This window comes from Sedimenticola hydrogenitrophicus (assembly GCF_025175675.1).
In the GTDB taxonomy this organism is placed as follows: domain Bacteria; phylum Pseudomonadota; class Gammaproteobacteria; order Chromatiales; family Chromatiaceae; genus Sedimenticola; species Sedimenticola hydrogenitrophicus.
Window position 1 is genome coordinate 44,982 of sequence record NZ_JANIOA010000021.1, and the last position, 25,676, is coordinate 70,657.

The 25,676-nt window shown below is 62.5% G+C and carries 18 protein-coding genes and 1 pseudogene; 11 read left to right on the top strand and 8 right to left on the bottom strand.

Going from position 1 to position 25,676, the window contains the following annotated elements:
• Nucleotides 1-140 precede the first annotated feature (140 nt).
• From atpD to NPX02_RS12665, 8 genes are read left to right on the top strand one after another with little or no spacing between them, the layout of a single operon-like run.
• Complete coding sequence (gene atpD / locus NPX02_RS12630) at nt 141-1,550, top strand: F0F1 ATP synthase subunit beta (protein WP_260293975.1); 1,410 nt, start codon at nt 141-143, stop codon at nt 1,548-1,550.
• Complete coding sequence (locus tag NPX02_RS12635) at nt 1,547-1,957, top strand: F0F1 ATP synthase subunit delta/epsilon (RefSeq protein ID WP_260293976.1); 411 nt, start codon at nt 1,547-1,549, stop codon at nt 1,955-1,957. Before atpD ends, NPX02_RS12635 begins: the two co-directional genes overlap by 4 nt.
• The gene (locus tag NPX02_RS12640; RefSeq protein ID WP_260293977.1) at nt 1,954-2,232 is read left to right on the top strand and encodes an AtpZ/AtpI family protein; all 279 of its coding nucleotides are present in this window, start codon (nt 1,954-1,956) and stop codon (nt 2,230-2,232) included. Before NPX02_RS12635 ends, NPX02_RS12640 begins: the two co-directional genes overlap by 4 nt.
• Nucleotides 2,225-2,920, top strand: a complete 696-nt coding sequence (locus NPX02_RS12645; RefSeq protein ID WP_260293978.1) for a F0F1 ATP synthase subunit A — start codon at nt 2,225-2,227, stop codon at nt 2,918-2,920. Before NPX02_RS12640 ends, NPX02_RS12645 begins: the two co-directional genes overlap by 8 nt.
• Nucleotides 2,917-3,183: an ATP synthase F0 subunit C gene (gene atpE, locus NPX02_RS12650; protein ID WP_260293979.1), complete on the top strand. Its 267-nt coding sequence runs from the start codon at nt 2,917-2,919 to the stop codon at nt 3,181-3,183. The genes NPX02_RS12645 and atpE overlap by 4 nt, the downstream gene beginning before the upstream one ends.
• Nucleotides 3,184-3,195: 12 nt before the next feature.
• Entirely contained in the window at nt 3,196-3,945 is a 750-nt protein-coding gene (locus tag NPX02_RS12655) for a F0F1 ATP synthase subunit delta (protein WP_260293981.1), read from the top strand.
• On the top strand, nt 3,935-5,428 hold the full coding sequence (locus tag NPX02_RS12660; RefSeq protein ID WP_260293984.1) for a F0F1 ATP synthase subunit alpha: 1,494 nt from the start codon (nt 3,935-3,937) through the stop codon (nt 5,426-5,428). The genes NPX02_RS12655 and NPX02_RS12660 overlap by 11 nt, the downstream gene beginning before the upstream one ends.
• Complete coding sequence (locus NPX02_RS12665; protein WP_260293985.1) at nt 5,412-6,284, top strand: F0F1 ATP synthase subunit gamma; 873 nt, start codon at nt 5,412-5,414, stop codon at nt 6,282-6,284. Before NPX02_RS12660 ends, NPX02_RS12665 begins: the two co-directional genes overlap by 17 nt.
• 325 nt (nt 6,285-6,609) lie before the next feature.
• Here the strand turns inward: NPX02_RS12665 and NPX02_RS12670 are convergent, their stop codons facing one another.
• Entirely contained in the window at nt 6,610-6,768 is a 159-nt protein-coding gene (locus NPX02_RS12670; protein ID WP_260293986.1) for a hypothetical protein, read from the bottom strand.
• Between the two features lie 4 nt (nt 6,769-6,772).
• On the opposite strand from NPX02_RS12670, the gene modA reads away from it, so the two are divergent.
• Both modA and NPX02_RS21375 read left to right on the top strand, forming a co-directional pair.
• Complete coding sequence (gene modA, locus NPX02_RS12675) at nt 6,773-7,489, top strand: molybdate ABC transporter substrate-binding protein (protein ID WP_260293987.1); 717 nt, start codon at nt 6,773-6,775, stop codon at nt 7,487-7,489.
• A 6-nt stretch (nt 7,490-7,495) separates the two neighbouring features.
• The gene (locus NPX02_RS21375; RefSeq protein WP_305792861.1) at nt 7,496-10,042 is read left to right on the top strand and encodes an EAL domain-containing protein; all 2,547 of its coding nucleotides are present in this window, start codon (nt 7,496-7,498) and stop codon (nt 10,040-10,042) included.
• Between the two features lie 415 nt (nt 10,043-10,457).
• Here the strand turns inward: NPX02_RS21375 and NPX02_RS12695 are convergent, their stop codons facing one another.
• The 3 genes from NPX02_RS12695 to gltB all read right to left on the bottom strand — a co-directional run bounded on the left by NPX02_RS12695 (nt 10,458) and on the right by gltB (nt 17,868).
• Nucleotides 10,458-11,072 (bottom strand): c-type cytochrome, encoded by a 615-nt coding sequence (locus NPX02_RS12695; RefSeq protein ID WP_260293989.1) that lies wholly within the window; start codon nt 11,070-11,072, stop codon nt 10,458-10,460.
• 83 nt (nt 11,073-11,155) lie between these two features.
• Nucleotides 11,156-11,476, bottom strand: coding sequence for a hypothetical protein (locus NPX02_RS12700; RefSeq protein ID WP_260293991.1), 321 nt, complete (start codon nt 11,474-11,476; stop codon nt 11,156-11,158).
• Nucleotides 11,477-11,892: 416 nt separating this feature from the next.
• Nucleotides 11,893-17,868 carry a glutamate synthase large subunit gene (gene gltB / locus NPX02_RS12705; RefSeq protein ID WP_260293992.1) on the bottom strand — a complete coding sequence of 1,992 codons (5,976 nt, stop codon included), beginning with the start codon at nt 17,866-17,868 and terminating at the stop codon, nt 11,893-11,895.
• 207 nt (nt 17,869-18,075) lie between these two features.
• Between gltB and NPX02_RS12710 the strand changes: the two genes are divergently transcribed.
• Entirely contained in the window at nt 18,076-18,309 is a 234-nt protein-coding gene (locus tag NPX02_RS12710) for a hypothetical protein (RefSeq protein ID WP_260293993.1), read from the top strand.
• A 128-nt stretch (nt 18,310-18,437) separates the two neighbouring features.
• On the opposite strand, the pseudogene NPX02_RS12715 reads toward NPX02_RS12710, so the two are convergent.
• The 4 genes and pseudogenes from NPX02_RS12715 to NPX02_RS12730 form a co-directional block, all read right to left on the bottom strand.
• Nucleotides 18,438-18,566, bottom strand: a pseudogene (locus tag NPX02_RS12715) (class I SAM-dependent methyltransferase); the annotation flags it as partial.
• 47 nt (nt 18,567-18,613) lie between these two features.
• Nucleotides 18,614-23,692 (bottom strand): diguanylate cyclase, encoded by a 5,079-nt coding sequence (locus NPX02_RS12720; protein WP_260293995.1) that lies wholly within the window; start codon nt 23,690-23,692, stop codon nt 18,614-18,616.
• A gap of 22 nt (nt 23,693-23,714) precedes the next feature.
• Nucleotides 23,715-24,428 carry a hypothetical protein gene (locus NPX02_RS12725; RefSeq protein ID WP_260293996.1) on the bottom strand — a complete coding sequence of 238 codons (714 nt, stop codon included), beginning with the start codon at nt 24,426-24,428 and terminating at the stop codon, nt 23,715-23,717.
• Between the two features lie 11 nt (nt 24,429-24,439).
• Nucleotides 24,440-25,237 carry a gamma-glutamylcyclotransferase family protein gene (locus tag NPX02_RS12730; RefSeq protein WP_260294009.1) on the bottom strand — a complete coding sequence of 266 codons (798 nt, stop codon included), beginning with the start codon at nt 25,235-25,237 and terminating at the stop codon, nt 24,440-24,442.
• Between the last annotated feature and the right edge of the window lie 439 nt (nt 25,238-25,676).

Here is a 25,676-nt window from a genome sequence, read left to right on the forward strand (position 1 = left end):
GCCCTGTCGATGGTAAAAATACCATTAGATCGTTATGCTTTTTTCTCACGCCGCCGAGCGGGGTTGTCTACTATTTGTTTAGGGAATAACTGATCAGAGACAGGGCCGGATGACCCTCCCCACTGCCATTCAATCGAATCATGCCAAAACCAGACACCAGCCCGTTGCCCGCGCCTGTCCCAAATGAGGTAATTGGGTTTATTCATGAAGTCCAGGGCCCCGTGGTGGTGATCCGCTGTGAGCGGCTCCCCCCCCTCCGCCAGGCCCTCTCTACCAAGGTGGATGGCGAGGAATTGCTGTTCGAGGTGCATCAGCATCTGGATGAACACCACGTCCGCGCCATTGCCCTGCACAGTACCGCCGGCCTGAGTCGCGGCATCCCGGTCATCGATACCGGGGCGCCCCTGCACGTGCCGGTGGCCTCCGAGTGTCTGGGGCGGGTGCTGAATATGTTCGGCCGGCCGCTGGACGGTCAACCCGCTTTCACCCCGGTTACGATGAACAATATTCACGGCGTGATGCGGCCTCTTCACCAGGTGCGCGGGGCGAGTGAGATCCTGCCGGTTGGCATCAAGGTGGTCGACCTGCTCTGCCCCTTCGTGCGCGGCGGCAAGACCGGCCTGTTCGGCGGCGCCGGAGTCGGCAAGACGGTGTTGATCATGGAGTTCATCCACGCCGTCTCCACCCTCCACAAAGGAAGCGCGGTATTTGCCGGTGTCGGCGAGCGCATCCGCGAGGGGCATGAGCTGTGGCACGAACTGTGCGAGGCGGGGGTGATGGACAAGGCACTGCTGGTGTTCGGCGAGATGGATGAGTCTCCCGGAGTGCGCTTTCGCATCGCCCACACCGCCTTGACCTATGCCGAATACCTGCGTGACAGCCTGCAGCACGAGGTGCTGCTGCTGATGGACAACGTATTCCGCTTCGTCCAGGCCGGCAGTGAGATATCCAGCCTGCTGGGGCGCATGCCGGCCACCGTCGGTTATCAGCCGACGCTGGGCACCGAGGTGGCGGAACTGGAGGACCGTATCAATTCCACCGACCAGGGGGCGATCACTTCGGTGCAGGCGGTCTATGTACCGGCTGACGACATGACCGATCCGGCGGTGACCACCATCCTCGGCCACCTCGACACCAAGGTGATCCTCTCCCGCAGCCAAGCCGCCCAAGGCATCTATCCGGCGGTCGACCCGCTACTTTCCGGCAGCCGGCTGCTCGATCGGCATGTGGTGGGAGACCACCATTACGCCATCGCCGAAGGGGTACGTGAACATCTGGCCCGCTACCGCGAGCTGGAGGACATCATCACCATGCTCGGTATCGAGGAGCTGTCACAGAAGGACCGCGACATTGTCATGCGGGCGCGCAAACTGCAACGCTATTTGAGCCAGCCGTTCCATCTCACCGCGGCCCACACCGGCATCGCCGGTGTCACGGTAACGCTGGCCGACACCCTGACCGATTGCGAGGCGTTTCTGCGCGGACACTATGACGGGATAGCGGAAGCCCAGTGTTATATGCGCGGCAGCATGGAGCGTCCAACCCAATGAGCGGCTTCAGCATCCAGTTGCAGAGTGCCACCCAGTCCGAACGGCTCGACCGGGTGGTCTCCTTTGTCGGCGAGGATGCCAGCGGCAGCTTTGGCCTGATGCGGGGACATACCCGCTTCGTCACCACGCTGGTGTTCGCTCTCGCCCGGCTGCGCTTCGAGGACGGGCACCGGGAGTACCTGGCGCTGCCCGAAGCGGTAGCCGATTTCGACAACAACCGGCTAACTATCAGTACCCGCCGCTATCTGCGCAGCGTCGACTACAGCCGGATCAGCCAGGCGCTGCGGGAGGAGTTGCTGCAGGAGGAGGTGACCCTCTCCGGGTTCAGACGCAGTATCGAGCAGTTGGAGCAGACCATGCTGCTGCGCCTGTGGCGCATCGGCCGTGGTGCGGGGCGCGGCGGATGAAACCGGGCAATGACCGCCTGGCCAGGCGGGTCGAACAGCAGGCGAAACGCATGCAACGGGCCGAGCGCGAGCGGCCGACCCTGCTGGCGCAGACCGTCTATCTCGGCAGCCTGGGCCTGATGTTTATCCTGCCGGTGGTTGGCGGCGTCTATCTGGGCCACTGGCTGGATGAGCAGTTGGCCGGCTACTCCATGCGCTGGACCCTGAGTCTGCTGTTTCTCGGTCTGCTGGTCGGGGCGTTCAATGTCTACTGGATGATCAAGAGCCATGAATGAGTCCAACCCACTCGGCGCCGCCGTGCTCTTTCAACTGGGACCGGTTGCGGTCACCCATACCGTGCTCACCACCTGGGGCGTGATGCTGCTGTTGTGGCTGGCAAGCCGACTGCTGATGCGCGGCCTGCAACTGCAGCCTGGACCCTGGCAGACCGCCGCCGAGGGCGTAATCGAAGCGATCAGGGACGTTATCGGCGAGATGTTGACGCCACAGCAGGCCCGCCAGGTTTTACCCTTTGTCGCCACGCTCTGGATCTATCTGGTGCTGGCCAATCTGGTTGGCCTGATCCCCGGCCTGCACTCACCCACCGGTGACCTGTCGGCCACCAGCGCCCTGGCGCTGCTGGTGTTCCTCTCGGTACACTGGTTCGGCATTCGCGCCAACGGCCTGCGCGCCTATCTGCGCCACTATCTCACCCCCACCCCGCTGCTGCTGCCGTTTCACCTGATCAGCGAGATCACCCGCACCGTGGCGCTGGCGGTACGCCTGTTCGGCAACATCATGAGCCTGGAGATGGCCGCGCTGCTGATTCTCTGGGTGGCGGGGCTGCTGGCCCCGGTGCCGATCCTGATGCTGCACATCGTCGAGGCCCTGGTACAGGCCTACATCTTCGGCATGCTGGCGCTGATCTATATCGCGGGCGGCCTGCAGTCACAGCAACTACAACAACAGAAGGAAGCGCTATGAGTGAACTGAGCAGCTTTGTCACCGACTCCACCATGTGGGCCCTGGTCGCCATCGGCATCGGTGTGTTCGGACCGGCTATTGCGATGGGCTGGGCCATCAGCCGCGCCCTGGACGCCCTGGCCCGCCAGCCGGAGGCGGAAAAATCGATCACCCGCACCCTGTTTATCGGCCTGGCGATGATCGAGTCGCTGGCCATCTATGTGCTGGTGATCGTACTGATTGTGCTGTTCCGCAACCCACTGCTGGAATACCTGCTGCCATAAGGAGCGTGCATCGTGGAACTCGACTGGTCGACCTTTGCCCTGGAGGTGGTCAATTTCCTGATCCTGATCTGGCTGCTGAAACGCTTCTTTTACCAGCCGGTACTGAATGTGATAGCACAGCGTCGCCGACAGATCCGCGAGGAGCTGCGCCAGGCATCCCGCGAGCAGGCGGAGGCAAATCAGCTGAAGACCCGGTATGAGGCCCGCCTAGGCGACTGGGAAACGGAGAGACAGGCGGCCCGGGCAGCCCTGGAGCAGGAACTGGTCCAGGAGCGCGGCAAGCGGCTGCGGCAGCTCGACGACGAGCTCGACCGGCAGCGGCTCAAGCATGCGGCCCGCGATCTGCAACAACAGACACAGTGGCGCCGGCAGGCCGAGACCGAAGCGCTGCAGCTGGGGGCGGCCTTTACCAGCCGCCTGCTCACCACCCTCGCCGGCCCCGAGCTGGACCGGCGCCTGCGACAGCTGTTTATCGATCAACTGACGACGCTGCCGGAAAGCGCACTCAAGCAACTGCATCAGGGCCGACTCGATGAAGCTCCAAGGATCGAGGTGGTCAGCGCCCTGCCGCTGGATGAATCGCAACAGCAGGCGATCCGCCAGGCCCTGGAGCAACGGATCGGTCCAAGCCTGGGTCAATGGCAGTTTCGCCAGGATACACAGCTGATCGCCGGCCTGCGCATTTCAATCGGTGGCTGGCTGTTGCATGCCAACCTTCAGGATGAACTGCGCTTCTTCAGCGAGGCCGCTCATGCCGAATGATCCATTCCCCGCACTGCGGCGCCAGCGCCGCTGGCTGGACGACTACCGGCCCGCGCTGCGCCTGGCCGAACGCGGCACCCTGGTCGCGATCGGTGATGGTATCGCCTGGATCGAGGGACTCCCGTCCGCGGCACTGGATGAGCTGCTCAACTTTGCCGACGGCAGTCTGGGCCAGGTCCTGCATCTTGGAGAACGGCTGCTTGCTGCCGTGCTGCTGCGAGAGACGGAAAAGTTGACCGCCGGCACCACGGTCCGGCTCGGCGGGCGGCGGGTCAGCGTACCGGTGGATGAGGCGCTGCTGGGACGGGTGATCGACCCGCTGGGTCTGCCCCTGGACGGCCAACCGATGCCCCCCGGCCAGGTGCGGCGCAATCTGGAGGGACCGTCACCGCAGATGATCGAACGTGACTTCGTGCAGCGACCGCTGTACACCGGCATCCGCCTGATCGACAGCCTGCTGCCGATCGGCAAGGGCCAACGCCAGCTGATCATCGGAGATGAGGGGCTGGGGCGCACCAGTATCGCCCTGGATAGCGTCATCAACCAGCGCGGGAGGGGAACACGCTGTGTCTATGTAGTGGTGGGACAGAAACGCTCCGAGGTGATCAACATCATCGACCGGCTGCGCGAATACGGCGCACTGGAATACACCACCGTGGTGGTTGGCGAGGCCAGCGCCCTCCCCGGGCTGAAATACCTTGCCCCCTATGCCGGCTGCGCCATCGGCGAGGCGTGGATGCGTCAGGGCCATGACTGCCTGGTGATCTATGACGACCTCACCCACCACGCCCGCGCCTACCGTGAACTCTCGCTGCTGCTGCGCCGTCCCCCCGGGCGCGAGGCCTATCCCGGTGACATCTTCTATCTGCATGCGCGGCTGTTGGAGCGGGCCACCTGCCTGGCGCCCGCACAGGGCGGCGGCAGCCTCACCGCGCTGCCCATTGTCGAGACCCAGCAGGGCGAGATCGCCTCCTACATCCCCACCAATCTGATCTCCATCACCGACGGTCAGATCTACCTGGAGCAGAAACTGTTTGCCGCCGGTGTGCGTCCGGCCATCGATGTGGGCAAGTCGGTCTCGCGGATCGGCGGCAAGGCCCAGCACCCGCTGATCAAGCAACAGGCGGCACGGATCAAGCTCGACTACCTGCAGTTTCAGGAGCTGGAGTCTTTTACCCGTTTTGGCGCCCGACTCGAACCGCAGATGCAGGAACGCCTGCAACGCGGCCGCATCCTGCGCGAATTGTTGAAACAGGACCGGCTCAAACCGGGCAGCGAAACCGAACTGCTGGTCTGGCTGATCGCCTACAATGACGGCCTGCTGGACGCTATGGAGCCGGAACGGGCGCGTGATCACCTGGAACGGCTGGATCAGGGTATCCGGCAGAGTGAACTGTCACTCGATACCCCGCTCGAGGATTGGCAAAAATGGATTCGTCATTGGTGGTCGGAAAGCGGAGCGGAGCATGAGCAGACGACATGATATAGAGGAGCGTATCGAGGCGTTCAAGGAGATCCGCGGCATCATGGAGAGCATGAAAAACCTGGCCATGATGGAGACCCGTAAACTGGCCCGTTATCACCAGACCCAACAGCGCGTGGTCAGCTCCATCCGCGATGCACTCAATGACGTGTGGCGCTTCAACGCACCCGATACGGGGTTGCCGGATGCGCCGCCGGTCTACCTGCTGTTCGGTTCGGAACGCGGCTTCTGCGGTGCCTACAACGAGCAGTTGCTGAGCCGGCTGGAACAGCAGCCCGATCATCTGCGCGCACCGCTGATCAGCATCGGATCACGCCTCAACGGGTTGATACGGCAGAAGTATCCCCATGCCGTCTGCCTGACGGGCGCCGTGGTGGCCGGCGAGGCGGCGGCAGTGCTGGCGGACATTATCGAGACCCTGAACCGGCTGCGCCGGCAACTGGGCCCGCTACGCCTGGAGGTGATCCATTTCACCCCCGACAGCCAGGCACCTCTCTGTGAGCCGGCCCTGCCGTCATTGGCCGAACGCGCTGACCGGGGTCTGCCGCCGCTGCTCAACCTGCCGCCCCGGCAACTGCTCGGCGAGCTGTTGGAACAGTACCTATTCGCCCTTGCCAATGCCTGGTTCTTCACCGCACTGATGGCGGAAAACCAGCGCCGCATGCAGCATCTCGATCAGGCGGGCCACCACCTGGGAGGCCGGATGGACGAACTGGCCAAGCGGCGCAATGTGCTGCGCCAGGAAGAGATTATCGAGGAGATCGAAGTGATCCTGCTTAGCGCCGAATCAGTCTGCGTACCCGGAATCGACAGCAATGGAACAGTCCACAAGGAGAACAGGAAACCCTTGGGCTAAGGATCCGCACCATGTGTCGGGTCAGTGAGAGTAATCCCGGGCATTGTAAAAATCGACCTGTAGCGACGCCTCGCCGCGAAATCGGCCCGGGGACGGACCTCCTACGGGGCGCAATGCCGGACTGCACCAGCGGTGCATTCCAGGAAGCCATGCAACATGCCCTATTTCATCCGGCAGATAATGGGGTGAAATAAATTGTTGGATCATGATTAATGCAACTACCGGGTAATGCCTGACCGATCCATCGAATTAAATGCTCTGATAGGCATATTATTTTCTTAGATAGCCAGAACCACTTCACTATCTGAAAAAGGGAACTCGATAATCAAAAGTTAATCGCACCATCCACCAGTTTGATGATATTAACCCTACTCTTCATGTAGACTTGGCGCATTGCTTGTCCTATTTCTATAAGACCAATTGACAGGTTATCGCTTATGCGCAGTTTAGTGAGGCGGGTCTGCTTGCCGGTTTTGGCACTCATTTCATTGGCAGCCACCTTCCCCGGCAATGCCGCTGAAATCACCCTTGCCGTAGCCAATTCCACCTGCAGCGCCATCAAGGCGGTGGGGGCGCGTTATATTGAAACCCATGACATCAAGATCAATTATCTCTGCAAGTCCTCGGGCCTGCTGGCCAAGGGTATTCGCGGCGGGGCCATCAAGGCCGATATCTATATCTCCGCCAGTCGGCGCTGGATGGAGTACATGACTAAAGGTGGTCTGGTAGCTGCCGATAAGGTCGTCAGTCCCTGGGGCAATCGCCTGGTGGTCGGTGCACCTGCCGGCAGTCCCCTGAAGCTTGAGGCATGGAATGATTTGAATACGGACAGGGTAAAAACAATTCTCATAGGTGACCCCGGCACGGCACCCTTTGGCCGCTATGCAAAGGAGGCCCTGCAGCGGACCGGTATCTGGGAGCAGATAAAACAGAAGATCACCACGACAAGACATATCACCCTGCTGGCGGATAGACTCGCGCAATCGGATAACCGGACCGTCGGCATCCTGTTTTCAACCAATCTCACGGACCGGTTGCGTTCGCTCTACGCCGTCGACCCGACCTGGCACCCGGAGATCCGCTACTACATGGCACCGCTTGGAGCCTCCGAAACCGGGGCCGAGGCAAGCCGGTTTTTCGAATTCGTCAACGGCGACGCCGGTCGAGAGGTGTTCCGATCGGCCGGCTTCGATGTGAGCGGATAGCCCGCTATGCTCAAAAGGCTGAGAAACTGCTCGCTTTATCGGCAACTGATCATCCCCATGATTGGTATCGGGCTGATCTCACTACTCGGCACCGTCTACTTCTCCAACATCCTCAAGCAGTCGGTGGCCGCGCTGGACACGATCTATGTTGACGGTGATATCCGGCTGCACAACCTCGAACAGATAGAGCGACGAGTCACCGCTTATCGGGCACTGAGCCTCCGGCACCTGACCACGGAAAGTTTCAGCAGCATGGAGGAGATCAATCGGCAACTACAGCAGACCCGTCTGGAAATCCTGGACGCCCTGCCAGGTGCCCGCCCCCCCCCTGCGGCAACAGAACAACCGGTGCCGGAGAGCGATGTATACACACACGACCTCGCTGCTGCCCTGCGAAGCTATTTTGCTGAGACCGGCGTTGCGATCAAACTGAGTGCCGAGTTTGAAAAAGAGGCCGCATTTATCCTGCTCAGCCGCGTCGAATCGAAATACGTACCCCGCATCAAGGAGATCACATCGCAACTGATCCGTCATGAGTTCGAAGACATTGCCGTTTCGCGCCAAATACTCATGTCGGTCGCCACGCAAAATCTTTATATCACTATCGCCATCGGCATCAGTGGCGGAGGCCTGCTGCTGTTGATCGCCTTTGCCGTGATCCGCGGCGTTACCCGACGATTGTCGCGACTGCTCATCTGGTCCCAGGCGATATCGGAGGGAAATTATTCTGCCCCCCTCACCCGGAATTCCAGCGATGAGGTAGGACAACTGACCCAGGCGATGATGGAGATGGCGGACAGCATTTCCGACGCACATGGCAAGTTGGAGAGGGCGAAAAAAAATGCGGAAACGATCGCCGAAACCCTGCAGATCTATGCCAACGCCTTTGAGAACAGCGGCGAGGCGATACTCATCACGGACCGGAATAATCACATTATCAACGTCAACACCGCGTTTACTCGGCAGACCGGCTACGAGCTGGCGGATATTGCCGGCAGGAATCCGCGGATACTTTCGGGCGGCAACACCACCATCGGTACCTACCGCGAGATGTGGCGGGCCCTGGAGAGCAACAGCTTCTGGCAAGGCGAGCTGTGGGACAAAAAGAAGTCCGGCGAACTCTATCCCAAATGGGCGGCGATTTCCGTCATCCGCGATCCCGACGGCGAGGTCCTGTTCCATATCGCCAGCTTCACCGATATCAGCGACCGCAAGGCGGCCGAAGCCAGAATCGAACATCTGGCCCACTATGACATGCTCACCGGACTGCTCAATCGCTTCAGCCTGGAGAGCCGCATGGAACAGGCCGTACTGGCGGCAAAAAGGGATAATCAGCAACTGGCCGTGCTGTTTGTCGATCTCGATCGCTTCAAATATATCAACGACTCGATGGGACACCAGGTGGGGGACCAGCTGCTGATCGAGGTGGCCAGCCGCTTGAAGGAGTGCCTCAGGGAGAGTGATATTGTTGCCCGAATTGGTGGTGATGAGTTTGTCCTGGTGCTCACCGGGCTGAAAGATACCAACCGGGTACCCACCCTGGCCGGGAATATCATCGATCGCATTTCGCAACCCTATACCGTCAATGACAACGTATTCGACAGCAGCCCGAGTATCGGTATCAGCATCTATCCCGATGATGGCGACAACATCGATGAGCTGTTGAAGAACAGCGACATCGCCATGTATCACGCCAAGGATCAGGGCAGAAGGAACTTTCAGTTCTTCACCGAGAGTCTGTTGGTGGCCTCCGAGGAGCGGCTTGATATCGAACACCAACTGCGTAGCGCCCTCGAACTCGACCAGTTCGAACTCTACTATCAGGCACAGGTCCACACTCAAGGCAACCACATCTACGGCATGGAGGCGTTGATCCGTTGGAATCACCCCGTCCGTGGCTTCATCGGTCCCGACCGGTTTATTCCAATCGCCGAGGAGATCGACGTAATCCAGCAACTGGGGGCCTGGGTTATCGACGAGGCCTGCCGGCAACTGGCGATCTGGAAGCAGACTACCACCAACCCCCTGCAGATCTCCGTCAATCTCTCGGCCAAGCAGCTGCACTCGGATTCGCTGATCGAGACCGTGCGCGAGGCCATGGAGCGGCACCGAATCCGGGAGGGGGAACTGGAGCTGGAGATCACCGAAACCGCCACGATGTCCGATCCCGAACTGGCGGTACGCCAGCTCAACAGATTGAGTCAGCTGGGGGTGAGCCTGGCGATTGATGACTTTGGTACCGGCTACTCCTCCCTCGCCTACCTGAAAAAGCTGCCGATCAACACACTCAAGCTCGACCGGGCCTTCGTCGGCGACATTGAGAACGACCGCAACGACGCCGAGATCTGCATGGCCACCATCGCCCTCGCCCACAACCTCGGCCTGAAAGTGGTCGCCGAGGGGGTGGAGACCACCACCCAGCGCGACTTCCTGGCCGAACACCGCTGTGACTATCTGCAGGGCTACCTGTTCAGCAAACCGGTGCCGCCGGACGCGGCCGGCGCGCTACTCGAAGCGCGCGACGCTCCCCGGGAAACGGAGACCTGCCGGTAGCCCGCATGGGCCGTCACGGCCCCACGAATCCCCACCCTTCCCGGCATGCCTTGCCCTTTACCCATAAGTGGGTCGGACTGCATCCTACACGCGTGTTCATCGGCATTTGTGGGTAAAGGGTAGGGCTAGAACTGCTCGGCGCGCACCCGCCAGCGATGGCCGTGACACGCCCGCACCACCTGCCGGTGCAGGCTGTCGGGGCCACAAACATAGCAGACGGGGGTCACACCGGTACGGGAAATCTCGCCCAGCAGGCACGGCCAGTCGGGGCGTCCCTCGCGGAGTGCGAACGGCCGGGGACAATCATCGGGACACTCCCCGTCTACATAGATATGCCAATGACAGCGGTGACAGCGGGCACCTGATCTCCAGGGTACAGAGCCCCTCCCTGGGCTCTGGCATCCGTTACCTCTCCTTATCCGCTTTCATTGGTTGCGTGAACGTCTTCATTATCGATCATCCTGGAGAGATGGAACCCCTTGTGGATCTGCAGATGGATATAGGTCAACACATCCCATCGCTGCTTCTCGGTAAGGCTGCCTTTGAAGGCCGGCATGGCCGAATTCGCTGATTTGAAGGGTTCCACCGTGCCCCCCTCACTCACACGCCAGAAAAGGTAGGCGTCACTGACACCGTCCCTGGCATGAAAATGTTTACTGAGATCGGCCGGCTTGTGGCTCAGGTTCACGGCCACGGGGCCATCCCCGGTACCGGAGACGCCGTGGCACTGGGCGCACTGTTGGGCAAAAATTCCCATTCCCTGGAGCACAGCATTTCGGTCATTCCAGTTGGCATTTCTCTTGTCCCGATACTCAGGGGGTGGGGTCACCCAGAAATCGTGGCCATGACTTTCCATCCCGGATGAATGCCCGGATTCCGTCTCCATATGCTCACCGCGGTCGCTCATGCCATGGTCTTTATCGTGATCGTCCATGTGCATCCCCTCACTGGCAGAAACAGAAAATGTGAGCAGCAGGGTGCTTGATAAAAGTAAATTGCTGACTAGTTTTAATACGTTACTACGGATCATCTCGTATCACCTTCTAACGATTCATACAGGCACGCACTCACAGGCACGTGCGCACGGCCTGAAAAACAGGGTTGGTATCTGGTTCAGATCGTATGAAGGATTGGGGGTCTGAGCAGGAGGGAGGGCGCCGATTCGATCAGTGGCGGAACGAATGCGCTGAGGTGGGTTCTCTTGCCGAGGCCGGCAGCGACGGCATGGGTTACGGGGCTGACAAAATGACAAAAAATCCCGCAGCAGTTGTCTGAATGCAGTGGTTGACCGTAATCGCCTTCGTCACACGCTTCCTGGTCAATCCCGATGACATGGTCGTAGCCGACATCAAACCCCGAGGACAAAACATTCTGCTCGTTCAATGATGGAAAAATCTGGCTGGCGTGGATACTGCTGGACAGCACGGTCAGCACCAAGATCACCATTACAGTGCAGGATATGAACCTGTTTTTTCTCCTGCCTGTTGCCATGTGATCCTGAAATATGAGAAATGTCAGAAGTAGTTGCAATGTTGACCGAAAGCTTAGTGCTCAACGTAACATAAGACAGATTGTAAGGAAAAAGTTCCTGCGGGCATCCCTGCCCCTGCGGCATAAGTGAATCCGTTCACGTCGCACGGCAAGGCGCGCATGGTCGTTCTATGGTGACCACTCACCTGGTCTGTGAGTGATTGGTCCGCCTTGTTGGCCGATCTTGATCCAGCCATCGTGTGAGGCCGGCAAGGCAGGCCAATCACCCCGTGAGTAGTTACATTCTATGTAAGTCTTGCCGTAATGCCGAAGGTGGACAAAAAGACCAGCAAGCCGGCGTAGTTATTTATTGACCGGCCCTAAAGTCCTCGCGGCCACAGCGGCGGATTGTGCGTGGCCAGGCTGGCGGGCAAACGGGTCACGCCGGTCAGATAGCAGTCGATGGCGCGCGCCACGTCACGCCCCTCGCCAATCGCCCACACCACCAGGGAGGCGCCCATGCGGGCATCGCCGGCGACGAACACCCCGGGCAGCGCGGTCATCATGGCGGCATCGCTGGCGATGGTGCCGGCCGGCGTGGTATCAAGCCCTGATCCGATGAAGGGCGCCATCTCGGGACCGCTGAAGCCGGCGGCGATCAGCACCAGGTCGGCGTCGAGACGGACACCCGCGTCCAGCACCTCCTTGTCGGTCCTGCGGCCGCTCTCGTCGAAGCTCCAGCGCACCCGTTCAAACTCGATGGCGTTGACGTGCCCGTCTCCGTCGCTGTCGACGAAGCGGGCCGAGTTGAGGTCGAAGACCTCCTCGCCGCCTTCGGCAATGGCATAGGTCATCTCGTAGGTTCGGGGATGGGCGGGCCAGGGATTGCCGCGCGGGCGGGCCTCGGGCGGCTTGGCGCGGATGCTCACCTGCATCACCCCCGCCGCGCCCTGCCGGTGCGCCGTGGCGACGCAGTCGGCGCCGGTGTCGCCACCGCCGAGCACCACCACGCGCCGGCCCGCCGCGTCGATTGGACGCTCCACCGCGCGCTCCGCCTGGCGGCGGTTCTCGGACACCAAAAACGCCATACCGAAGTGAATGCCGTGCAGCGCGCGCCCGGGAATCTCCACATCGCGCTGTGCCAGGGCACCGTTGCTCAGACAGACCGCGTCGAAGTCGCGGCGCAGCCGCTCCAGCGGCAGATCGTCGCCCACGCTGACCCCGGTACGGAACACGATACCCTCAGCGGCAAGTTGGGCGATGCGCCTCGCCACCCGGTACTTGGCCAGCTTGAAGTCGGGTATACCATAGACCAACAGGCCGCCGGGGGTGTCGTCACGCTCGAACACGGTCACCGCGTGACCGGCCCGGTTGAGTTGCTGGGCCGCGGCGAGTCCCGCCGGACCCGAGCCGACCACCGCGACGCGACGGCCGCCGCGCCGCGCCGGCGGTTCAGCGACGATCCAGCCCTCCTCCCAGCCGCGATCCACGATCGCCCGCTCGATGCTCTTGATCGTCACCGCCTCGCCGGTAACCGCCAGGGTGCAGGCCGGTTCGCAGGGCGCGGGACAGGTATAACCGGTGAACTCGGGAAAATTGTTGGTCGCGTGCAGCCGCTCCAGCGCCGCGCGCCAGGCGTCGCGCGACACCAGGTCGTTCCACTCCGGGATCAGGTTGCCGATCGGGCAGCCGGCCATGCAGGCGGGTACACCGCAGTCCATGCAGCGTTCACCCTGCGACCTGAGCAGCGCGGCGTCCCAGCTCGGTAGGTAGATCTCCTGGTGATCGCGAAGCCGCTCGACCGGGTCGCGATAGCCGATCGGCCGGCGCGCATGGCGCCGGAATCCGTCCGGGTGGTTCTCGGCGGACACCGGCGGCGCGGGCGCGGGCTCGAGGGCGGACAGCTCGACGCCCTCGCGGCGGCGGCGTTCGAGGAGGTTGGCGTAGGCCTCCGGTATCACCCTGACGATTCCGGCGCGGGCCGCCTCCCAGTTCGCCAGCAGGGCGCGCGCGGTGGTACTGGCGGTAAACGCGACGTGATTGGTCAACAGCAGGCGCACCCGTGCCACGTCCTGCGGGTCCTGTAGCGGACCAGCAAGCAACGGCTCGTCAGCCAGCCGCTCGTTCAGGCTGCCGTCCGGATCAAGCACATAGGCCTCGCCACCGCTCATGCCGGCACCGAAGTTGCGTCCTACCCGGCCGAGTATCAGCACCACGCCGCCGGTCATGTACTCGCAGGCGTGCTCGCCCACCCCTTCCACCACGGCGAGCGCGCCGGAGTTGCGCACCGCGAAGCGCTCGCCGGCCTGGCCGTTGAAGTAGGCCTCGCCCGTCGTGGCGCCGTACAGCGCGACATTGCCGATCAGGATATTGTCAGCGGCGACAAAGCCTGCATCAGCCGGGGTGGCGATGCTCAGCCGACCGCCGGAGAGCCCCTTGCCGACATAGTCGTTGGCATCACCCTCCAGGTGCAGACTGATGCCCGGGCAGAGGAAGGCGCCGAAGCTCTGTCCCGCGCTACCGCGACACTGCAGGCGGATCGTGTCGGGCGGCAGGCCGGCGGCGCCATGGCGTCGTGTCACCTCGTAGCTCAGCAGCGTCCCGAAAGTGCGGTCGCTGTTACGTATCGCCACCTCCGCGGTGACCGGCCCGCCGTTTTCCAGGGCGCCGTGAACCTGCTCAATCACCCGGTGGTCGAGTTTGTCGGCGAGACGGTGATCCTGGGCATGAACCCGCCGCGGGGTATCGCTGCCGCGGGCTGGCCGCAGCAGTTCGGAGACATCGACGACGAACCCGCGGGGGTGTCCGATGGCGCGCGGCCTGAGCCGGTCAACCCGGCCGATCATTTCGTCCATACGGCGGAAGCCGAGCCGCGCCATCAGTTCGCGCACCTCCCCGGCAACGAAACACAGATAATGGATGACGTGCTCGGGCGCTCCGGCGAAGCGCCGGCGCAGTTCCGGGTCCTGGGTGGCGATGCCGACCGAGCAGGTATTGCAGTGGCACTTGCGCAGCATGATGCAGCCCAGCGCCACCAGCGGCGCGGTGCCGAAACCGTACTCCTCGGCCCCCAGCAGCGCGGCGATCACCACATCGCGGCCGGTCAGCAAGCCGCCGTCGGTACGCAGCCGGATACGCGAGCGCAGCCGGTTTTCCATCAACACGCGGTGGGTCTCGGCCAGCCCCAACTCCCAACCACTGCCGGCGCCCTTGATCGATGTCTTCACCGAAGCGCCGGTGCCGCCCACGTCGCCGGATATCAACACCGCGTCGGCGCGCGCCTTGGCCACCCCGGCGGCGATAGTACCGACCCCGGCCTTGGCCACCAGCTTGACATGGATCTCGGCCGTCGGATTGGCGCACTTCAAGTCGTGGATAAGCTGGGCCAGATCCTCTATCGAATAGATGTCGTGGTGCGGCGGCGGTGAGATCAGGCCGATGCCGGGCACCGTGAAACGCACCTCGGCAATGCCCGCGTCCACCTTGCTGCCCGGCAGCTCGCCGCCCTCACCGGGCTTGGCGCCCTGCGCCATCTTGATCTCGATCTGGCGCGCCGAGCCGAGGTAGTGGGCGGTGACACCGAAACGCCCGCTCGCCACCTGCTTCATGCTGCAGGCACGCTCGGTGCCGAAGCGCTCCACCTGCTCTCCGCCCTCGCCGCTGCCGGAGAGACCGCCGAGCCGGTGCATCGCCACCGCCAGCGCCTCGTGGGCCTCCCGGCTCAGCGAGCCGAAGGACATGGAGCCGGTGGCGAAGCGCGCCACGATCGCCTCCAGCGGCTCGACCTCGCCCGGGTCGATCGCCTGATCGGACCGGTCGTCGAAGTCCAGCAGCCCGCGCGGGTTGTGCAGCAGGCCATGATCGCCATTCACCGCGGCGGCGAAGTCGCGGTAGGCGTCGCGGTCGTTCTCGCGCGCCGCCTGCTGCAGCTTGCCGATGGTGTACGGGTTCCAGTGGTGAGTTTCGCCGTCACGCCGCCAGTAGAGTTCGCCGCCGGAGCCGAGCAGGACGCTCCCGGGAAGCCGCTCGGCAAAGGCCTGGCCATGGCGGGCGCGGGTCTCGCGCTCGAACTGGTCCAGGCCGACACCGGGCAATGCACTGTCGGTACCGCTGAAAAACTCGTCCACAAACTCACGGGTCAGGCCGATCGCCTCGAAAATCTGCGCCCCCTTGTAGCTGGCCAGGGTGGAGATGCCCATCTTCGCCATCACCTTGAGCAGGCCGCCTTCCAGCGCCGCGCGGTAGGCGGCCAGCGGATCGGGACGGCGCGCCAGCCGGCCCGAGGCGACCAGGGATTCGATACTGCGATAGGCGAGCCAGGGATGCACCGCATCGGCCCCGTAGCCGATCAGCGTGCACAGGTGGTGCACCGCCGCCGGTTCGCCCGAGCTCAGGATCAGCGCGACGCGCAGACGCAGGCCGGCGCGGATCAGGTGGTGATGCACCGCGGCGACCGCGAGCAGGCTGGGGATCGGAATACGGGCCGGATTCACCGCGGCATCGCTGAGCAGCAGGATCTCGCAACCGGCCTCGATGGCCGCGCCGCAGTCGGCGCGCAACCGCTCGATCGCCGCCCGCAGGGAACCACCGGGGGCGAAGGTGATATCGATCTCGCGCGTGCGGATACCGTTGCGCGGCCGGGTGGCGAGGGTGGCGACCGCGGCCATCGCGGCGTCGGAGAGGATCGGCGAATCGAGCAGCAGTTGCCGGCAGTGCCCGGGTGCCGGTTCCAGCAGGTTACCGTGGCGACCCACCGGGGCGGCGAGCGCGGTCACCAGCGCCTCGCGCAGGTAGTCGAGCGGTGGATTCGATACCTGGGCGAACTGCTGCTTGAAGTAGGCGAACAACGGCCGGCCGTGGGCCGAGAGCACCGCCGGCGGCGCATCGTCACCCATCGAGCCGATCGGGTCCTTGCCCCCCTCGGCCATCTTCTCCACCAGTACCCGCAACAGCTCTTCGCTGTAGCCGAAGGCGCGTTGCAACCGGGTGAGGCCGACCGGCGGGGCGGCAACGGGCCGTCCGGCGGATGCTCGTGCCAGGTCACTCAGGCGCGGCTGGTGGGTGCGCAGCCAGGCCCCGTAGGCGGGGCGCGTGAGCTCCGCGAACACCTCCTCCTCCGGCACGATGCGCCCGGCATCCGCATCGGCGACGAACAGCTGGCCCGGCTTCAGCCGGCCCTGCAGGCGGATCTCGCTGGCAGGTGTCTCCAGCACCCCGGTTTCGCTCGCCAGGATCAGCCGACCGGCATTGGTTACGCAGTAGCGGCAGGGACGCAGACCGTTGCGGTCGAGAATCGCCGCAACCCGCCCGCCGTCGGTGGCCACCACCAGCGCCGGTCCATCCCAGGGTTCCATCAGCGAGGCGTGCCAAGCGTAGAAATCACGCCGCGCCGGGTCCATGAAACGGTCGCGGTGCCAGGCCTCGGGGATCATCATGCGCAGGGCGTGCGGCAGGCTGCGCCCGGCCTGAACCAGCAGGTCGAGCACGTTGTCGAACAGGGCGCTGTCGCTCAACCCCTCGCCGCTCACCGGCAATACGGTTGCCAGTGCATCGCCGAACAGCGTCGAGGACATGCCCGCCTCGTGCGCCCGCAGCCAGTTGAGATTGCCGCGCAGGGTGTTGATCTCGCCGTTGTGCACCAGGCGCCGGTACGGGTGGGCCAGCTCCCAGGCACCCAGGGTGTTGGTGGAGAAACGGGCGTGCAACAGCACCAGCGCCGATTCGGTGCGTGGATCGGTCAGGTCCGGATAGAAGCGCGGCAATTGGGGACAGGTCAGCAGGCCCTTGTAGACGATGGTACGACGCGCCAGCGAACAGAGGTAGAACAGCTCGCGGCCGCTGCCGCAGAGCTTCTGCCGGACAACCTCCCGCTCGATTGCGTGCAGCAGCACATAGAGGGCGAGATCCATTCGCCTGGCATCGCGTTGTTGCCGGGGTACGACGAAGAACTGCCACACCTCGGGGCGGGACTCCGCGGCTGTGCGCCCCAGACCGGTGGCATCCACCGGTACCCGACGCCAGTCGAGCAGGTCGAAATCCTGCTCGCGACACGCCGAATCGATCAGGCGGCGCAGCCGGTCGCGGCGCCGCGAATCCTGCGGCAGGAACACCTGGCCGACGCCATACGTCCCCCTCGCCGGCAGGCCGTCCACCTCCGAGGCGAACAGTGCGTGCGGCGTCTGTAGCAGGAGTCCCGCGCCGTCACCGGTCTCTTCCTCCGCCCCGCGGGCACCGCGGTGGTCGAGGTTCGCGAGTACCCGGAGGCTGTCCGCGACCAGGGCATGCGTACGACGCCCCGAGAGATCGACAAGGGCGCCGACTCCGCAACTGGCGTGGTTCCTGGGAATAATGTGCACCCATTATCTGAAAACACTCGCCTGAGTATAGGCCATGGCCAATGGCGCAACGGGGCGGGACAGCCGGCCCGTGACGCGAACCGGGCCTGCGCCGATCACGGATACAAAAAAAATATTTTCCGCGACGTGAAATTTTCCTTCCGCCCCCCGGGTCTTTTTCGACAAGGACCACTTCTCAGGTCCACTCACTTGAACTGGAGAATGACCATGAAAAACATACTTATTGCTACCGCCCTGGCCTCACTGTTTGCCGTAGGCGCCGCCTCGGCCGACATCCAAACCGACCTGAACACTGATCTGCTCTACGGTACGCCCGCTAGCAGCGAACAGAACTTCACCAACCTTCCAGCTACCGGTGCCGGCCGTACCTCCGAGACCGGGGTGGCGCAGGAGATTGGCGGAATGCAGGACAAACCCAGCGAGCGGGTTTCCGGTATCTGATCCTCTACAGCACCAACAAAAAACCACGTCTCGATGAGGCGTGGTTTTTTCGTCTGTTCTTTTTGGGGATCGTTGCCGTGCGCGCACCGAAAGCGTGCCCGGACCAATCCGGATATCGACAAGACGGCGACATCGAATCCAGCCTTCAGCAGTTGCACGGAATGGAAGCCGGCGCCGGTCGCCACGTCCAATATTTTTTTCGCGCCGTATTCCTTGAGCAGCCGAATTAAGAAGTCACCTTCGCTGCCCGCTCGGGTGAAATTATTCTCGCGCGAGCCCTAAAAAGCCATAGTGGGTCTTGTAATTATTGTAATGCTGGAGCCGCAGGCGCCGATTGCACCTGGTTGCGCCCCATCTGCTTGGCCTTGTACAAGGCGATGTCTGCCGCGCGAAGCACGCTCTCCGTACCCCCTTCCGCGCCGGGCATCACGGTAGCCGTGCCGGCACTCACGGTAACCACCGCTCCCGCCGAGGAGTACGCGTGTACGATCGCCAGATTCTCTACCGCGCGGCGGACCTTCTCAGCCACCTGGGCCACACCGTTGTGGTCAGTATTGGGCAGGATGAGCATGAACTCCTCTCCACCATAACGGGCAACCAGGTCCGCCGGCCGCAGCAACTGTTCCCGCACCATTTCAGCCACCACCACCAGGCAGTCGTCGCCGGCCTGGTGACCGTAGTTGTCGTTGAAGGCCTTGAAGTGGTCCACATCGAGCATGATGACGGACAGTGGCTCCCTATCCCGCCGCAGACGTGTCCATACCTCAGCCAGGTAGGCATCGCCGCGGCGCCGGTTGGCAACGCCAGTCAGGCCATCGCGGTCTGCAAGTCCCTGCAGCTCCTGGTTAAGCTGTTCCAGACGGGCGGTCCGTTCTGCCACCTTATCGGCCAGCGTTCGGGAATATTCCTGCACCTGTTCGTAGAGACGTGCATTTTCGATGGCAACCGAAGCCTGTGCCACCAGGAGACGGATCACCTCCACCCGCTCCGCCGTGAAAACGCCGCTGGCCAGGTTATTCTCCATGTACAAGGCACCCTCGAAGCGCTCCCGTCGGATGGGCACGCAGAACACCGACATGGACTGGAACTTGAGGACGTATGGATCCTGCGCAAACTGCCCTTCGCGGGCCGCATGGTGGAGTACCACGGCCTCGTCGCTGTAAAGTACCTGACTGATCAGTGTCACCGGCAGCGGTATCTTCTCACCGTCTGGAGCCGGCACCAGCGAGTGGCCTGGCAAGCCGTCCGTTGACAAGCCCTCTGCCGGAAGCTTGGCCGCCTCGATGACCAACCGCCCCTCACGCCGGACCACCAGACAGCCCCATTGACCGCCGGCGTTTTCCAGCAGGATATTCATGGTGGTCTTGAGCAGTCGGTCCAGGACTATTTCGCCGGAAATCTCCCGGGAGGCTTTCATGACCGAGGCCAGATCCAGATCACCGGTTTCTCCCCGACTGGCGGAGTCATGCACACCGGCCATCAACTCGTGCAATACAGGGAACTCCTGTTCCAGCAGGGTTACCTTGCTCTGGGCACCCCAGCGGTCGTAAAGGCGGTGAGCGCCTCGCAGGTAGCCCTCCGCAGATCTTCTCCGGCCAAGGGCCAAAAGATGCCGCGCGGCGCGCTCGCAGGCGGTAGCCTCGTCCCGCAGAAAGCCACTTTCCCGTGCCGCGTCGATGGCGGCGTCATAACGTTCCAGTGCCGTCTCGTAGCGACCACCAAGTCGTTCCAGTTCCGCTTCCATCAGGTACTGGAGGTGGCGAAAATTCGCTTCGCAGTTGTCGGCCCAGCGCGTCATGCGCGCGAGATCGCGCTCCAGCCGTTCGCGTGTTGCGGCCTGCTCATCCGCCACCATGTGCGGATAGTGGATCGCCCGGGTCAGGAACGCGACGATGTAGAAGCGCGCTAATTGCGGCAGCGACATCGCCGATTTAATCAGTGCGTCCTGGGCATGCACATGCTCGAGGGCCCGGTCATAGTCTCCATAGAGCAAACAGATCTCGGCACTGTAGATGTGGTAGTTGGCAATCCCCGTCATGAACTGACGCTGGCGCATACCCGCCAGGCACTGCGCTTCGTCAAATGCGTCGTCGTTCAGGGTCCACGGCGAGTCGGTGAGGCCGAGCAGGTTGCGCTGCAGCTGCAGAAACAGGGTGCCGGAATCCAGCGAGTCCTGGTAGGCGCATTCGCGTACGATCTCCAGGTTCTCCGCATGCAGCCGGTGGGCGGTTTCCAGGTCCAGGGTCGGATCCCAGATCACGCAGTCCTGGGCACTGTAGGCGAGGTAGAGCAGATCTCCCGACTGGTAGCCCGCCTCGATGCCTTTGCGGAACCAGGGGGTCAGGCTCGTCCAGTGGTTGCTCCAGTGGTGCACGAACATGGCGTATACGTAGACTACTCGCGCCCGCAAGGTGAGGTCGTCGAGTCGCTCGTTGATTGCCAGCCCGACCTTGCCGTACTGATAGCCCACCGCCGGCTCATCCAGCTCGCCGCACAGCAGCATGCCATAGGCGGCATAGGCAAAGGCGGACTCGGGGCAATTGCCATGGCGCAGCGAGAGATTGACCGCCTTCAGCACCAGGTAGGGAAACAGCTTGCCGCTACCGGAGAGAAAGGCGGCGGGAAAGATTTCCATCAGCAGGCGCATGGCGGTCAGGGTGGACGCATCCTTCACCAACGGTGCCGCCACCAGGTCCGAGATATGGCGTTCGCCAAGATTCTCCTCAACCAACCGTCGTTCCTCGGCAATCTCCGCATCGCCTGGCCGGTCGGTAAGCTCCACACCCAGTAGTGCCAACCCCTGAATGGCCGAGCGGATGGACTCCTCCATGCGTCCGAGAGTAGCGTACTGGCGGGTGCGGGTGGCCAAGATGTCGCTGCGTTCCAGGTCCGAGTGGACGTGTTCCAGCATCACCTCGATCCAGTTTTCCGCCTCCTGGACACGGCCGGTGAGATAGGCGCACTGCTGGGTCTCCGCCGCCAGCGCCGGCATCAGCGCGGGCGTCTCCCGCCAGGGATCGGCAGGCAACAACTCGACCGCCACCCGCAGATACTTCACCGCCGTCTCGTAGGCCGAAGAGTACCTGGCGCGTATTCCTGCACGCAGATTCAGTTCGGCCAGGTGCAGCCGCTCGTCGGTGGACTCGATCAGTGTCCGACCTTCGTTAAGATGGCCAACGATATCGATAAGACGTTCGTCCGGTACCTTGTCACCGGCGTGCTGCAGCATCAGTCGACCTACGGATAGATGCACTTCATGCAACTGTTTAACGTCAATCAAGGCATAGGCGGCCTGCTGTACGCGGTCGTGCTGGAATCGGTAGGTCGGGTTGAACGCCAATGTTTCAGCGCTTTCGCCCACCAGACGATAATCACTATGCAGCGGCATCACCGTGTGCTGCTTAAGCGCCGGCAGCAGCGCCGCCGCCGTCTCGGTGACGGGGTGTTGATAGATCGCGGCAAGCGTATGCAGGTCGAAAGTGCCTCCAATACAGGCGGCCAACTGCAGAACCCGCTGGAGCGCAGGCTGCTGCCGCCGCAGGTTCTCCACCATAAACTCGACAACGTCGCTGCTCACGCCGGACCAGCGGGCTGCATCCAGGTCCCACTCCCATTGCCCGCTGACGGGATCCAGGGCGATTGCACCCTCTTTGTGAAGCTGCCGCATCAGCTCGTTGGTGAAGAACGGGTTGCCCTGGGCCTTGTCATAGAGCATGTCGCTGAGGGGACGTACCGCGTTCGACTCGCGGCACAACGCGTCGGCCACCAGGTGTGCCACCGAATCCCGGTCCAGCGGACCGAGCGGAAGCTGGCGGATGTTCTTCCGCACCTGGAGGTCGTCGAGCAGCAGACGCAGGGGGTGCCCGACCCCCACCTCGTTGCTGCGATAGGCGCCGATCAGCAGCAGGTGACTCAGTTCCCTGGAGGTTACCAGGCGGCGTAACAGTTCCAGGCTCGGCGCATCGCTCCACTGCAGGTCGTCGAGGAACAGCACCACCGGATGCCCCTCCCCCGCGAACACACCGAGAAATGCCGTCAGGATAATGTGCAGACGGTTTCGCGCCTCCGCCGGCGGCAGTTCCACCACCGTCGGTTGCCCACCGATAATCAGCTCCAGCTCCGGTACCAGCTCCACCACCAGTCCCGCGTTGGGGGCCAGCGCATCCAGCAACCGCTGACGCCATTCCGCCAACCGCTCCTCCGCTTCCGCCAGGAGCTGTTGTACCAGACCACGGAAGGTAGCGGCGAGGGCCGTGTAGGCCTCACCGTGCTGGAATTGGTCGAACTTGCCCTGAACCAGAAAACCCCGTTCCCGCACCAGAGGCCGGTCCATCTCGTTGACCAGGGCCGATTTTCCCACTCCGGAGTAGCCGTGCACCAGACAGAACTCGGTACGCCCTGCCACCACGGATTCGAACAGGCCGAGCAGCTCCTGCAGCTCCCGTTCGCGGCCGTACAGGCTTTGCGGTACCAGGAACTTCTGAATCACATCTTTCTGGCCCAGCTCGAAAGGCTTGATCGCTTGGCCCGCCGCAACGGCATCGGCACAGTGCGCCAGGTCGTACCGCAACCCATCCGCGCTCTGGTAACGTGCCTCCGGGTTCTTGGCCAGGAGCTTGAGGACGATGGCCGATAGCGCTTCCGGCACCGCAGGTGAAATTTTGTGGGGTGCCGGCGGCAATCGGCTAATGTGGCTGTGGACCCATTCCAGCAGGTCATCGGCCTGGAATGGCCGCTGTCCGGTCAGTAACTCGAACAGCAGCACACCAAGGGAGTAATAGTCGGACCGGTAATCCAGATCCCGATTCATCCGTCCCGTCTGTTCCGGCGATATGTAAGGCAGTGGTCCTTCGAGGCGCCGGGACATCTGCACCACCTGTCGCTCCTGAGCCAGCTCGGAGGCAATACCGAAGCCGGCCAGGGCAATGGCGCCGTTGGCAGGATCGATGAGCACTTCCTCCGGGTTCAATGCCTTGTGAATGATATCCTTGGCGTGTATGCAACCCAGGGTACGGACGAGCTGCAAGGCTATATCGAGCAACTGTGTCAGCGGCAGACCGTGACCGCCCGACTGGTCGAGATGAGCCCTGAGGGAACTTTCGAACAGCTCACCGACCAGAGCCAGATTGCCACTACCATGGGGCAGCACGGCATACACCTTGCGCACACCCTCCACCTCCGACAGGCGTTGAGCGATTGTCCCGTCGCGGCGAATGATGGCCACCTGATGGCGGTTTGGATACTCGGCATCCAGCGTCTCCACCGCCACCGCGACCGGAGCGCCATCGGCCAGGCGACGGGCGCGGTAAACCACCCGCAGGCCGATCCGGTACAGAACCGAACCCACCTCGTAACCAGGCAGTTGCAGGGCCGCCGTCTCCACGCTCTCCCCGGTACCCGACGCTTTAGACGTCGAACATACGATTGAACGTGGCGAGATAATCCTGGTGCGCCGTATCACGCAAGGGTTCGCCGTGGCCACACAAGGCGTGCTTGAACGTCAACTCCTTAAGGCGGGCGAAGTCGTCGCCTGCCGGCGAGGCCGCCTGGAACCAGACCGGGCCGAGATTGGCCGGCTTGAAGAAGCCCATATTCTGCATCAACTCGCGCGAAGAATCAGAGAAATACTCGTCGGGGGTGAGCCAGTTCTGCAACGCGTCGCAGGCTATAAGAATGCCGCCAGCGCGGTCGAGACGCAGAATACCCTCGGGAATCTGGGTGGTGTGGAATTCGAACACAGAAGCGTCCGAAATCGGTAACGAGTCCGGGGCGAGGGTGCGCGTCGCCTTCAGGCCGGTCTCGTGTTCCATCCCGGGCATTGCCCAGTACTCGGCGCCGTAACGATCCACATAAAAGGGATCGTCGCGCCCATGCAAAGAGCCGAGGCGGATCACATCGGTGACTCGGCCGAGTTGGTCCAGTTCAGCCAACCCCGCTTCGCCCAAACGCACGCTATTAACAATGATCAAACGCTCGCCGTCGCGCACCACGCACATGTTGCGGCTGAATTTCCAGTCCATTCCCTGGAGAACGGTCTCCATGGCGCCACTGACGAAAAAAATGTCGGGAAAAATCTCTTCAATAGCCCCATGGGACAGTGCCGGGGGAAACTGATCCATCGCTGTACTCCTCAATCCTCGTTGTTGTAATTGAATCGGCCGACGTAGCGATACTCTTTAGCATATTCGTTCAGATAGCCATTGAGGTAGTGCCGTTGGGCCTGGTTGAGGCGTCCATGCTGGATATCATCCATAGATTCGTTGCCGTCGCTGCTGTCCAGCCGTTTGAGATGAAACAGAGTCATATCGCGCCCACCAAAGAAGCTCTTCAGGTATTCGTGCAGAGGTCGCGCCCCCGACATGTCGAAAACCGCTCCGTAAAGCGCCGTATACAGCGGGTGCTCGGCCAGGGAGGCGGGATCGAACGCGGGGTAGTCGCCGGACGGCGGCATGAACGGCGGATAATCATCGGGCCGGTGTACGGGATGCGCCATGAGGTTCTGCACGTAGTCAGCGTCGAGACCGGCACGGCGGGCACCCTCGATGACGATATTGAGATAACGGCGGCTCGGCAGGCAGCCATTGTCGATGAACTCGGGCATGCCGACGTAGGTGAGCGCGGAAACCCGCTCGCCGCCCGCCTCCACCTCAACGGTAATGCGGTCATAGCCGTGACCATAGGCTTCGACCTCATCCAGGGGCGCGAGGGCTTCGTTCGGGCAGTCGTAGAGTACACCCAGCACCCGGTCACCGGAGGCTTGGGAACGCTCAATGTTGCCGACCCCACCCTCGTGGCGGAAGAAATGCTGCACATTGAAGCGGAGGTGCCATCCGTGCAAGGTCGCGCGACTTGATGCCAACGGTTCAACCCCCTTGGCCCGCAGTGAGGTCAAGTTCATGTTGGAACCGAAGCCAAAATAGCGAAACATCTCTATATCAAACACCCTCTTGGGGAAACTCACACGGGTCAGTGCCCCACCCAAGCGGGCTTGGCGGGCTGATGGTACAGCGATCATAACAACAGCAGGATCATACGCGAAATATTTGCCTGGGGTCATGCGCAGGGATCGCGCAAGAATAATTCATTAGTACCAGGTGGGTTTTCCGCCAGATGAAATAGACATGCTGCATGGTTTCCTGGAATGCACCGCCGGTGGAGTCCGGCATGACACCCTTCAGGAGGCCCGCCCCCTGGCCGACTTTGCGGCGAGGCGCCGCTCCCTGGTTGATTTTTGCAATGACCGGGGTTACCCAGACCGGAATATTTTATGCGTAGCACCGGGTGAAATACACCCCTTTTGGGTGATTTGACCCGGCATCTCCCGGGAATTACAGCGAAGTTGGCCTATGCTTTGTTCATAACCCCCT